General features: G+C 73.0%; 11 protein-coding genes. 4 read left to right on the forward strand and 7 right to left on the reverse strand.

Annotated features, from left to right (window positions below; genetic code table 11):
* Positions 1 to 16: 16 nt before the first annotated feature.
* The 4 genes from ABZ725_RS05640 to ABZ725_RS05655 all read right to left on the reverse strand — a co-directional run bounded on the left by ABZ725_RS05640 (position 17) and on the right by ABZ725_RS05655 (position 4,342).
* Positions 17 to 661, reverse strand: coding sequence for a response regulator transcription factor (locus tag ABZ725_RS05640; RefSeq protein ID WP_358801480.1), 645 nt, complete (start codon positions 659 to 661; stop codon positions 17 to 19).
* Positions 658 to 1,875, reverse strand: a complete 1,218-nt coding sequence (locus ABZ725_RS05645; RefSeq protein ID WP_358801481.1) for a sensor histidine kinase — start codon at positions 1,873 to 1,875, stop codon at positions 658 to 660. The genes ABZ725_RS05640 and ABZ725_RS05645 overlap by 4 nt, the downstream gene beginning before the upstream one ends.
* Positions 1,876 to 2,000: 125 nt before the next feature.
* Positions 2,001 to 3,149 (reverse strand): extracellular solute-binding protein, encoded by a 1,149-nt coding sequence (locus ABZ725_RS05650; protein ID WP_358801482.1) that lies wholly within the window; start codon positions 3,147 to 3,149, stop codon positions 2,001 to 2,003.
* A gap of 188 nt (positions 3,150 to 3,337) precedes the next feature.
* On the reverse strand, positions 3,338 to 4,342 hold the full coding sequence (locus ABZ725_RS05655) for a helix-turn-helix domain-containing protein (RefSeq protein ID WP_358801483.1): 1,005 nt from the start codon (positions 4,340 to 4,342) through the stop codon (positions 3,338 to 3,340).
* Positions 4,343 to 4,496: 154 nt separating this feature from the next.
* Between ABZ725_RS05655 and ABZ725_RS05660 the strand changes: the two genes are divergently transcribed.
* Positions 4,497 to 5,834 (forward strand): TerD family protein, encoded by a 1,338-nt coding sequence (locus ABZ725_RS05660; protein WP_358801484.1) that lies wholly within the window; start codon positions 4,497 to 4,499, stop codon positions 5,832 to 5,834.
* A 357-nt stretch (positions 5,835 to 6,191) separates the two neighbouring features.
* Here ABZ725_RS05660 and ABZ725_RS05665 read toward each other — a convergent pair whose 3' ends face one another.
* Positions 6,192 to 7,169, reverse strand: coding sequence for an alpha/beta hydrolase (locus ABZ725_RS05665; RefSeq protein ID WP_358801485.1), 978 nt, complete (start codon positions 7,167 to 7,169; stop codon positions 6,192 to 6,194).
* Between the two features lie 296 nt (positions 7,170 to 7,465).
* On the opposite strand from ABZ725_RS05665, the gene ABZ725_RS05670 reads away from it, so the two are divergent.
* A complete protein-coding gene (locus ABZ725_RS05670; RefSeq protein ID WP_358801486.1) occupies positions 7,466 to 8,437 on the forward strand; it encodes a TerC family protein in 972 nt (323 codons plus the stop codon).
* Between the two features lie 37 nt (positions 8,438 to 8,474).
* Here the strand turns inward: ABZ725_RS05670 and ABZ725_RS05675 are convergent, their stop codons facing one another.
* Positions 8,475 to 9,422: an FkbM family methyltransferase gene (locus ABZ725_RS05675; protein ID WP_358801487.1), complete on the reverse strand. Its 948-nt coding sequence runs from the start codon at positions 9,420 to 9,422 to the stop codon at positions 8,475 to 8,477.
* A 98-nt stretch (positions 9,423 to 9,520) separates the two neighbouring features.
* Positions 9,521 to 10,084, reverse strand: a complete 564-nt coding sequence (locus ABZ725_RS05680) for an NAD(P)H-dependent oxidoreductase (protein WP_358801488.1) — start codon at positions 10,082 to 10,084, stop codon at positions 9,521 to 9,523.
* 119 nt (positions 10,085 to 10,203) lie between these two features.
* Here ABZ725_RS05680 and ABZ725_RS05685 point away from each other — a divergent pair, with 119 nt between their 5' ends.
* Positions 10,204 to 10,920, forward strand: a complete 717-nt coding sequence (locus ABZ725_RS05685) for a TetR/AcrR family transcriptional regulator (protein WP_358801489.1) — start codon at positions 10,204 to 10,206, stop codon at positions 10,918 to 10,920.
* A 66-nt stretch (positions 10,921 to 10,986) separates the two neighbouring features.
* Entirely contained in the window at positions 10,987 to 12,024 is a 1,038-nt protein-coding gene (locus tag ABZ725_RS05690) for a LacI family DNA-binding transcriptional regulator (protein ID WP_358801490.1), read from the forward strand.
* Positions 12,025 to 12,038 lie beyond the last annotated feature (14 nt).

Below are 12,038 nucleotides of genomic sequence, written 5' to 3' on the forward strand. Positions count from 1 at the left end.
TCACGTTTCGCATGTCTCACGCCAGGTCCAGCAGCCCCCTGCGCACCGCCTCCGACACCGCCGCGGCCCGGTTCTCCGCGCCCAGCTTGCGGTAGACCCGCACCAGGTGCGTCTTGACGGTGGCCTCGCTCAGGAACAGCGCCTCGGCGATCGACCGGTTGCTCAAGCCGTCGGCCAGCAGCCGCACCACCTCCACCTCCCGACCGCTCAACTCCCGCTCGGGCGCGACCACTTGGCCGACCAGCTCGTCCATCACCTCCGGCGCGAGCCCCAACGCCCCGGCCGCGGCCCCGCGCACGGCCCGGAACAGCTCCTGAGGCGGACCCGCCTTCAGCACATACCCCCGGGCCCCCGCCTCCAGCGCCCGCACGACATCGGCCCGGCCCGAGTAACTCGTCAGCATCACCACGGGCACCCCGGGGGCCTCGCCCGCCAGCCGGCGCACCGCCTCGATGCCGTCGATGCCACCGCCGCCGCCGAACCGCAGATCCATCAGCATCACATCGGGCGCCAGCCGTGCCGCGAGCCGCACGGCCTCCTCACCGCTCCCCGCCTCGGCCACCACCTCGACGTCCGGCTCGCCCTCCAGCAGCGCACGCAACCCGGCCCGTACGACGACATGGTCGTCCGCCAGCAGCAGCCGCAACGGCCCGCCGGTCATCGGACGGTCACCGGGGCCGGGCGGGTCATGGGCACGGTCGGCACGGTCGCCCGCAGCCGGGTGCCGCGGCCCGGCGCGCTGCCGACGTCGAGGTCGCCGCCGCACTCGCGCAGCCGCGCCCGGACGGCGGGCAGCCCGAGCCCACGGGAGCTCTGGGACGGCACGCCGATCCGGCCGGTCTCGAACCCCGCGCCGTCGTCGCGCACCTCCAGCTCCACCCGGTCCGCGTGCCCGTGCAGCGTGACCAGGACGTTCACCGCACGCGCGTGCTCGCGCACATTGGCCAGCGTGCTCTGCGCGACCCGGAACAGGGTCGCCGCCGACTGCCCGTCCAGGGCCGGCCGACGCTCGCCCGCCGAACGGAACCGCACCCGGGCCGCCGCGCCCTCCGCCTCGGCCCGCGCGCACAGCAGCCGCAGCGCGCCCTCCAGACCGGCCTCGTCCACGGCCGCCGGCGTCAGATCGCTGATGATCCTGCGGGTCTCGGCGAGATTGGCGTGCAACCCGTCGGCGACCGCCCGCAGCCGGGTGCGGGCCACGTCCGGACGCGTGTCCCAGTCGCGGTCGGCGGCCTGGAGCAGCATCACCCCGCCCGAGAGCTCCTGGGCCAGCGTGTCGTGCAGGTCCCGGGCGATGCGGGCCCGCTCGGCCAGCACCCCGGCCTGCCGCTGCTGCCGGGCCAGCACGTCCCGGGTGCCGCGCAACTCCTCGACCAGCCGCAGCCGTTCGGCCGCGTCGCGCTGCTGGGTGCGGTAGAGGGCGACGGTGCCCCACACGGCCGCCACCGGGATCAGGACGACCTCCGGGTCGAACGAGCCGGTGCTGCGCACGAGTTGAGCGGCGAGGACGACGGTCAGCACGGCCAGCGCCACCCCGGCCGCCCGCCGGCCGAGCGCCCGCAGCGCGACACAGGCCAGAGGCACCGCGCACCACACGTAGGCGGCCGTGAGCGACTGCGGGGCGAGACAGACCAGGGTCGTCCACAGCGCCACCAGGGCCGCCACCCACAGATGCCGGCCGATCCGCCCGAGCCGCTCCCCGGCCGCGAGCCCGCCCGCGTACACCAGCGCGAGCAGCCCGCTGACGGTCACGATGTCCCAGCACAGCCCGATCCTCAGCTGCACCAGCCGGACCAGCCCGGCGCCCACGACGACGAAGAACGTCAGATGGGCGAAGTGGGCGGGCGTCGGCCGGCTCCCGCGGACGGCTCTCACAGCGTCAGAACTACGGACGGGAGCACGGTCGGACACGGCAGATCCCCTTGGACGATGATCCGTTCGAACGGGGGTCCGAGTCTATCCGCCACCTGTAGGGACCGTGTGAGGACGGCCGCCCTCGGTCAGGCGCCCGGGTGCAGCCCGAGGAAGCCCGGCGTCGGGTCGCCCTTCACCTCGCCGAAGTACAGCGCGAACGTCTGCTTCAGCCGCTCCACCTCGGCCCGGTCGGACATGAAGCGGGGGAAGCCGTCGACGTTGGCGTTCGGGTACTCCCAGACCGGCTTCAGACCGGCCGGGGGAGTGATGTCGGTGCGCACCGACCAGCCGCTGAACGACGATCCCTGCACGGCCGTCGACAGCTGCCAGTTGAGGTAGAGCTTGGCGGCCGTGGAGTTCTTCGCCGCCTTGAGGATCGCCGCCCGCTGGCCCCACGCCATGAACGGGGCGCTGTCCGGCAGGACCCACTTCACCGGGCCGGTGGACAGGGCCGAGCCCGAGCCGCCGACGCCGATCGGGTACTGCCCGGCGCGCACGGCGTCCCCGGGCGAGTTGCTGCCGCGGGCGAACCGGACGTTCTGCGCGGCCAGCCCGGCCACGAAGTCCCAGCCGTAGTGCTTGACGTAGAGGGAGTACAGGAAGAGGACAGCGTCGTCGTCGTGCGGGAACGACGACGCGATCTTCCCCTTCCACTTCGGGTCGAGCAGGTCCAGCGGGGTGCGCGGCGCGTCCGCGCCGACCGCGTCCGTCCCGTACATGAAGCTGAAGCCGATCGCCGCGATGGCGACCCACGCGCCCTGCGGATCCTTGAAGCCCTCGTGGACCTTGGAGAACCCGGCGGGCTTGTACGCCAGCAGCCGGCCCTGCGACTTCCAGCGGACGAAGTCCTGGAGGGTCTGGAGCTGGACGACGTCCGGGACGAGGGTGCGGGTGGCGAACTGGTTGTCGACGCGGACGTCGTGGTACTTGCTGTAGTCCACGATCAGCTTCAGGTCGATGCCCGGGAAGGCCTTGAGGAAGGCGGCCTTGGTGCCGTCCTGCTGGGTCGGGGTGTCCCCGCCGGCGTAGATGACGAGCTTGCCGCCCTCCGCGAGCGCGGCCCGGTACAGCTCGTCGAGCGACCTGGTCTCCTCGGCGCCGGAGCTCCGTCCGGCGGAGGAGGAAGCGGAAGCGGCGGGAGTGGCGACGGCGGGCGACGCACCGAGGGCGCCGACGCCGAGGGCGGCGCCCGCACCGGTCACGAGGAGGCGCCTTCTGCTGGGGAAGCTGGGCATGCTGGGGAGACCTCTCTGCTGCTGAGGGGGGTGGTGGGGACCGGGCGCCTCGGTCGAAGCCGATTCTGCTGTGCCCCGCCTGTGCCGCGCGTCGTCCGGACGGATCGGACGGCCCGCGTCCGATGGAACCCCCGTTCAACCGAACGGTTGAACGCGCCCCTTTTGACCGTCCGCCCCGAGCAGGATCGCTACGGCCGCGCCAACCGCCGCATCGTCAGCGCGAGATGCAGCCGCAGCCGGCCCTGCGGGGTGCGCACCGGCCACCCCAGCAGATGCTCGGCGTGCGTCAGCCGGTCCTGGAGCGTGGAGTGGTGGACGTTCGCCTCGGCGGCCGCCGCCCGCAGACTCGCCGTGGCGGTGACGGCGTACAGCGTCGCGAGCAGCCAGGGGGCGTCCGCGGCGGCCGCCTCGACCGCGTGGACGTCCGGCAAAGGCTCGGCCCCGGGCAGCACGAGGTCCGCCAGCAGGGCGATGCCGCCGAGTTCGTCGGCGTACACGACCCGGGGACCGGGGTCCTGCGCGGTGCCGTCCGCGGTGAACCTGAGCGCGGTGCGGGCCGCCGCCCAGGAGCGGGGCAGCTCCAGCACGGGCACGGCCGGCCCGAACCCGGCCCGGCCGACGGGAACCGCGTCCGTGGCGGCTGCCGCCTGGGCGTCCGCCGACAGCACCCGGGGTCGGCCGCCGGGGGTGGCCAGAGCGCGGGCCGGGGCGGCGGGGTCGAGGCCGAGGCGGCGGGCCGCGTGCAGCCGGGCCGGTTCGGCTGCCGTGGCGTCGAGGAGGGTCTCGACCAGGGCGGGATCGTCCAGCGGCGCGCGTCCGCGCGTGCGATCGAGGACGAGCCGGGCCACGCCGGCCGCCCGTTCCAGGATCACGGCGTCCACCACGCTGGGCTCGGCGCCGGCGCGTTCCAGCCACAGCGCGGGAGCGCCCTCGGGCGTCAGCCCGGCGGACGGCCAGGCCGGGTCCGGCGGCAGGTCCGTGTCGCGGCGCGTGCCGTCGGCCTCCACCCGGATCCGCACCCGCCGGTCGGCGTCGACGAGCCGCGCCGGCACCCCGGAGAGCACCGCGGCCCCGCGCACCAGCGCCTCCACCCCGGCCCGTGACTCGGCCAGCCGGTCGAAGTAGGCGATGACCCGCACGGCGGCGCCGGCGTCCGGGTCGAGCGCGGTCAGGCGCCCGGCCAGCTCTTTCATACGGCCATGATGCGGCATGCGGGCGCCCCCGAGGAGGGGTCCGGCCTCCGCTTCCTGTGAGGCTTCCTGTGAGGTGCCGGCACGGACGGTCGGTTCCCGGCCACTTATGGCAAAGTGGCGGCAAAACCGACGGGATCGCGTGGGGGTGGGCGACATGCCGGAGCTGGGCAAGGGCGGGAACACGGCGCTGGGGGCCGGACCGGTACGGATGGAGCTGTTCGCGCAGGGCGACCAGGTCGACCTGAGCGCCCTGCTCGTCGCGGCGGACGGCAGGGTGAGATCCGACGACGACCTGGTCTTCTACAACCAGCCCTCCGCGGAGTCCGACGCCGTACGGCACCGGACCGCCGACGCCGACGGCCCCGAGCGCGTCGAGGTGGACCCGGCGGCGCTGCCCGCGGACGTCGACCGGGTCGTGCTGGTGGCCAGCTGCGACCCCGACGACCGGACGCGCACGTTCAGCGACGTGAAGAACGTCGAGGTGCGTGCCGTGCAGGACGGCGGCGAGGCGGTCGTCTTCCGGCCGCCGACCCTCTCCGACGGCGAACGCGCGGTGCTGCTGACCGAGCTGTACCGGCGCGGCGGCGCGTGGAAGCTGCGCGCCATCGGCCAGGGCTACGCCGACGGCCTCTCCGGCCTCGCCACCGACTTCGGCATAGACGTCGCGGAGGAGGACGACGCCCCGGAGACCGCGGCCGAGGAGACACCGGCGCCCGCCGCACCCCCGGTCGCCGCTGCCGTCGCCGCCCCGCCCCGGCCGAGCCTGGTCAAGCCGCCGCTCGGGAGGATCAGCCTCGACAAGGGCAGCCAGGTCTCCCTGAGCCTGGACAAGGCCGACCGCGAGCTCGTCGTCACCGTCGCCCTGGAGTGGGACGGCGGCAGCGACCGGCGCCGCAGGGCCGGCGCCGACCTCGATCTGTACGCCCTCTTCGTGCCCGCGAGCAAGGCGCTGCGCGGCCCGCTGACGCCCGGCGCCCTCGTGAAGTCCGGGCACGTTCCGCAGGGCGAGCCGCTGCGCCCCGGCGGGCAGCACACCGCCGGGGCCACGGCGAAGAAGGGCAAGAAGGAGAAGGCCGACGTCGTCTACTACAAGCGTCTCGGCTCGCTCAGGAGCCACCCGTACATCGTCCTCGACGGCGACTCCAGGGTCCCCGGCCGTGAGGCCGTGCGGATCGCGCGCCCCGACGAGCAGGGCTACGTCCTGCTGTGCGCGTACTCGGCGGTCAGCAACGGCTTCGGCTCGTTCCGCAGTTTCGGCGCGAAGGTCGTCGTCGACGACGGCCGGGGCTCCAACGTCACCGTCCCGCTCTTCGAGAACACCAAGACCCGGTACTGGGTGGCGATCGCGCTCGTCGACTTCACCTCCGCCGACGGAGCGGCGATCCACCACATCGAGGCCTACAGCTCCCGTATGACGGAACGCCGGCCGGTGCTGCACCCCGACGGGACCATCGAGATGAACGCGGGCCCCGTGGAGTTCAAACGGCGCTGAGCCCCCGCCCGGGCGGTCGGCCTCAGCGGGTCGGGCGAAGTCGGCTGCGGTTCGGCAGCGCCCTGAAGGGGCGCGGGGCGCTGACATCTGCGGCTCCGCCGCGCGGGCGCGACCGGCCACGATGGCGCCGCAGCAAAACGACGGCGCATCGCGGCACTTCCAGCGGAGCGCTTAGGACCTGTCCGGCCGATCAAGTCGCAGGAATCCGGCGGGGCCTTGAAACACGGGTGAGTGGGGTGTGGTGCGTGCAGCTGCAAGGCGGAGGAGGGAGTCGACGCGGAGCGTCGGCGACTGACGACAACGCGGCAGATGTGCGTGCCACACCCCGCGTCTGCGGCATGATCGGCCGGACAGGTCCTAGTCGGCGAGCAGCCTGCGCAGCCAGTCGAGGTGGGCCGCGCGGGCCGACTTCGACAGTGCGGCCTGTGGGGCGAAGCCGTCGAAGCCGTGGAAGCCGCCCGGCCAGACGTGCAGCTCGGCGACCCCGCCGGCCTGCCAGATCCGGGAGGCGAACGCGACGACCTCGTCCCGGAAGGTCTCGGCGGAGCCCACGTCGAGGAAGGCCGGGGGCAGCCCGGTCAGGTCCTCGGCCCGGGCGGGCGCCGCGTACGGGGAGACGTCCGGGCCGCCGCGCCGCTCGCCGAGCAGGGCGCCCCACCCGGTCGCGTTGGCCGTGCGGTCCCAGACGCCGAGGCCCGCCATCTGGTGGCTGGAGGGGGTGTCGTTGCGGTCGTCCAGCATCGGGCACATCAGCAGCTGTCCGAGCGGCCGCGGCCCCTGACGGTCGCGCAGCAGCAGGCCGAGCGCGGCGCCGAGGCCGCCGCCCGCACTGGCCCCGGCGATCACGATCCGCTCCGGGTCGGCGCCCAGCTCCTTCGCGTGCTCCACCGTCCACAGCAGACCGGCGTACACGTCCTCGACCGGCGCCGGGTGCGGGTTCTCGGGCGCCAGCCGGTACTCCACGGACACCACGACCATGTCCAGTTCCCGCGCCCACTCCAGCGGTACGTCCACGCCGACCCGGTTGTTGCCGATGACCATGCCGCCGCCGTGCACGTGGTAGACGACGGGCCGCGGCCGGTCGGGGGCCGGCGAGGTGGGCCGGCAGATCAGCAGCGAGATCTCGGGGGAGCCCTCGGGTCCCGGCACCGTCCGGTCCTCGACCTCGAAGGCCCCGCCCAGGGTCAGATCCAGGTCGGCGAGCAGCGCGATGCCCGGCCCCTGGCGGACGAACTCGATGTCCTCGGGGGTCATCCCCGGCTGGATCATCTCCTTGATGAGTTCCAGGGCGGCGGCGAGTTCGGGGTCGAAGGGCGGCGGCGGTACGGACGTCATGGGCTTCTCCTCACGCGGAACGCGGATGCGCGGCGGCTCGTGCGACTTGGTGCTGCTCGTGCTGCTCGTGGTGCTCGTGCTGCTCGTGCGGCCCATGTTCGGTCCGTCCGCCACTCGCCGGAGCACCGCCGTCCGGCGGAACCTGCCCGCCGTTCGGCGGGTGACAGCCGCTGCCGCCGCCTTCCGCCTCCGCAGCTTGCCAGGACATGACCTTTTGTTCACCTGCGCGGGGTGGAAAGGATCCGGCCATTTCGACAACGATTTTCACCCCCACGCAGGTATCAGGAGTCCCACCAGTGAACGTCTCGCTCTCCGTCTGGCTGCTGACCGTCGCAGCGCTCTGCGCGCTGGTCGCCGTCGACTTCCTCATCGGCCGCACACCGCACGACGTCTCGGTCCGGGAGGCCGGCACCTGGACGGTCGTCTGGGTCGTCCTGGCCTGTCTGTTCGGCCTCGGTCTGTTCGTCTTCGGCGGCGGGAGACCCACCGGGGAGTTCTTCGCCGGGTACATCACCGAGAAGTCGCTGAGCGTGGACAACCTCTTCGTGTTCGTCCTGATCATGGGCAAGTTCGCGGTGCCCACGCAGTACCAGCAGCGGGTGCTGATGGTGGGCGTGCTGATGGCCCTGGTGCTGCGCACGCTGTTCATCGCGGCCGGCGCGGCGATCATCTCGACGTTCTCGTGGGTGTTCTACCTCTTCGGCGCGTTCCTGATCTGGACGGCCTGGAAGCTGATCCAGGACGCGAAGAGCGGCGGGCACGAGGAGGAGTACGAGGAGAACAAGCTGCTCAAGTCGGTGGAGAAACGATTCGGCGTGGCCGACCGCTACCACGGCACGAAGCTGTGGGTCGAGCAGAACGGCAAGCGGGTCATGACCCCGATGCTGGTCGTGATGCTCGCGATCGGCTCCACCGACGTGCTGTTCGCGCTCGACTCCATCCCCGCCATCTACGGGCTGACCGACGACCCGTACATCGTCTTCACGGCCAACGCCTTCGCGCTGATGGGCCTTCGGCAGCTGTACTTCCTGATCGGCGGCCTGCTGAAGAAGCTGGTCCACCTCAGCTACGGGCTGTCGATCATCCTGGGCTTCATCGGCGTCAAGCTGCTGCTGCACGCGCTGCACGAGTCCGGGGTGCACGTTCCCGAGATCGGCATCCCGTTCTCGCTCGGCTTCATCGTGCTCGTCCTCGCGGTCACGACCGTCACGAGCCTGCGGGCCGCCAAGCGACAGGAGGAGGCCGCGGCGGCCGGCTCCGTGGCGTGACGGCTCGGTGGCGGGACGGCTCCGCGGGCGCGCCCGGCTATGCGGTGGGCGCCGCGTCCGCGCGCATCAGGACGCAGTCGAACTCGATCACCCGCCCGGTGCTCGCCTCGCGGGTCACCGGGTACATGCCGGTGATGCCGAATCCGGCGGCCTCGTACACGGCGACGGCCTCGCCCATGCCGGGGCTGCCCTCGTACAGCTTCAGCACCGCGACCTCGGACTGCATCCCGACGAACTCCGCGGTCCGCTCCCCGGCCCCGGCGAAGACCTCCAGGTCGTAGCCCTGGGTGTCCATCTTGAGATAGGGGCGTGGATCGGTGAGGCCGTCCAGCGCCTCGTCCATGACCTCCGCGAGCCGCCGGACGCGGATCTCCTCGGTGTCGGGCTTGGTGAACCGGCTGTAGCGGCCCTTGCCGTAGTCGCTGGCCGGGAGCAGGGAGTTCATCGTCTTCCAGCCGGTGTGGATCTCGGCCGTGGTCTCCGCACGGCCCAGTCCGCACCGGTACACCCGCCAGGCGGGGTCGTTCGCGGCGGCCGCCTCCAGCCGGGCGAACGCCTGCGACGTGGGCTCGAAGGACACGATCCGGCCCGTGTAGCCGTGTCGGCGCAGCCCCTTGGCGTACTGGCCGGTGTTGGCGCCGACGTCGAAGACGCAGTTCACGCCGTAGAGCTCCAGCATCGCGGCCACGTGCTGGGTGCAGAGGTAGGCGGCGGCCGCCAGCTGCAGTCTGCGCTCGTCCTGCCGGTCCGGGGCGTCCATCAGGAGCACGGCGCCCGTGTCGCCCAGCCGCACGACGCCGCCCTCGACCACCTCGGACCGCGCCGCGTCCCGCGTCCGCCGCAGTACCCAGGTGTCCTTGTCCGTGCCGGTCACCCGGTACGGACCGCCGCGCCGCGAGACCACCGCCGTGCCCGGCCCGAGGTCGGTCACCTCGACGCCGATGCGCGGCAACAGTGCGAGCAGTCGTCGATAAAGGGTTCGCATCCCCAAGCCCTATCAGACGCGACCGGCTGCGGTCTGCACGTCGACGGACGACGAAAGGGGCCCGGCAGTCGTGCCGGGCCCCTTCTCGGTCAGTGTGCTCAGGCGGCCGTGACCTCGCCCGCGTGGCCGTGCAGCCGGGCCACGACCTCGGTCAGCTGGGCGGCGACCTCGGTGTCGTCGACCGGGTGGGTCTCCGCGAAGCGGGTCAGGGAGCCCGGGATGGAGAGCTTCAGGTCCTCGATCACCTTGCCGCCGGCGATGCCCACGGCCTTGCGGGCCTCGTCCTGCGCCCAGACGCCGCCGAACTGGCCGAACGCGGTGCCGACCACGGCGACGGGCTTGCCGCCGAAGGCGCCGGCGCCGTAGGGGCGGGACAGCCAGTCGATGGCGTTCTTGAGCACGGCCGGGATGGTGCCGTTGTACTCGGGGGAGAAGAGCAGGAAGGCGTCGGCGGCCTGGGCGGCCTCGCGCAGCTTGGCGGCGGCGGCCGGGACGCTGCCCTCGACGTCGAGGTCCTCGTTGTAGAAGGGGATCTCGGCAAGGCCTTCGAAGAGGTCGACCTCGGCGCCCTCGGGAGCGACCTTGACGGCCGCCTCGGCGAGCTGGCGGTTGGTCGAACCGGCGCGAAGGCTGCCGACGAGCGCGAGGATGCGGACAGACATGGGTACTCCCAGAGAGCTGAAACATTGCCGTTACGAATCCGGACCAGGGTCCGTTTAATGTTCTAGCACTCTAACCGGACCGCGGTCCAGTTTCATTCCCGGTGCTTTACGCTGAGTTCATGTCCAGCCTTCTGCCACCTTGTCCGGAGCCCGAGGAGAGGACCGGCGAACCCGAGTTGTTGCAGCTCGGGTCGGCCGGCGACGAGCCGTGTCTGCGTGCCGACGCGGCCCGCAACCGGGCCCGGCTGCTGGACGCCGCCGCCCGGCTGATCGCCGAGCACGGTGCGGCCGGGGTCACCATGGAGGCGGTGGCGAGCGCGGCGAACGTGGGCAAGGGCACGGTGTTCCGCCGCTTCGGTGACCGCACCGGGCTGCTGACCGCGCTCCTGGACCACTCCGAGCGCAAGTTCCAGGCCGCCTTCCTGAGCGGTCCGCCGCCGCTGGGGCCGGGCGCGCCGCCCGTGGAGCGGCTGAGGGCCTTCGGAATCGCCCTGCTGAGGCGCTGCGTCGACGAGCTGGATCTGCAGCTGGCGGCCGAGCCCGGACCGGACCGCCGCTACTCGGTGCCGGTGCGCCGCGTCCACCACGGCCATCTGGCCCTGCTGCTGCGCCAGGCGCTGCCCGACGCGGACGGCGAACTGCTCGCCCACACGCTGATGGGGTACCTCAACCCGGTCCTGGTGCACCACCTCACCCGGAAGTGCGGCATGCCGCCGGCGCGGCTGGAGGCCGGCTGGAGCGATCTGATCGACCGGGTGACCAGTGGCGCGACCGGCGGGGTGACAAGCGGTGTGACCAGCGCGGTCACCGGCGCGGTGCCTTCGACTCAGGGCTGAGCCGCCGAACTCGGCGTCCCCCCGCCCGACATGCCGCGCACAGCTTCTGCCAAGATGCGTCACGTCATGGTGCAGATACCGAACACGCCCGCGCCGACGAAGTCGCCGGCGACGCGCCCCGTGCCCACGAGCGCCGACGTGGCCCGCCTGGCCGGCGTCTCGCGCGCGACCGTCTCCTATGTCCTGAACAACACCAGCGCCGTACGCATCAGCGAACCCACCCGCCGTCGTGTCCACGAGGCCGCCAAGGAACTCGGGTACGTGCCGCACGCGGCGGCCCGCACGCTGCGCGCCGGTCACAGCCGCATGGTGCTGATGCCCACCCTGCCGGTCCCGGCGGGGCCGCTCTACAGCCAGTTCGTGCACGAGTTCCAGGGCGCGCTCAGCCGCCTCGACTACACCGTCGTCCAGTACGGCGCCAGTGGACTGCCCGGCGACGCCGCCGCCCGCGCCTGGGCCGAGCTGCGGCCGGTCGCCGTGCTGGTGCCCGTGCCGGGCCTCGGCCCGGAGGGGGTGGCCGTCCTCAAGCGCTCCGGGGCCCGGGCCGTGGTGACGTTCAGCCCCGAACAGGTCGAGGGCGCCCATGCGGTGCTCCTGGACCACGCAGGGGTCGGACGCCGGGCCGCCGGGCATCTGTACGCCCGCGGCCGCCGCCGGATCGGCGTGGTCGTCCCCGAGGAACGGGGCATGGAGATGTTCTCCGCGCCCCGTCTCGGCGGCGCCCGCGAGGCCCTGCAGGGCACCGACGCCACGGTCACCGAGCTGCCCCTCGCCTACACCCAGAGCTCCGCGGCCGCCCTCGCCGCCCGCTGGCCCGACCTCGGTCTCGACTCCGTGTTCGCCTACAACGACGAGTACGCGATGCTGCTGCTGCGCGCCCTCCAGGACGAGGGCCTGCGCGTTCCCGAGGACGTGGCCGTCATCGGCGCCGACGACCTCATGCTCGGGCGGCTGCTGCGGCCCCGGCTCAGCACGGTCCGGATCGAGCTGCCCTCCGGCCGCGACCTCGCCGCGCTGGTCGACCGGGCCGTCCGCAACCCCGCGGCCGCCCCCGAGTCGCACGGGCTCATCGAGGCCACGGTGGTGCACCGCGACTCCAGCTGAACTACGGTTCCAGG

This window comes from Streptomyces sp. NPDC006872, from assembly GCF_040635845.1.
Lineage (GTDB): Bacteria > Actinomycetota > Actinomycetes > Streptomycetales > Streptomycetaceae > Streptomyces.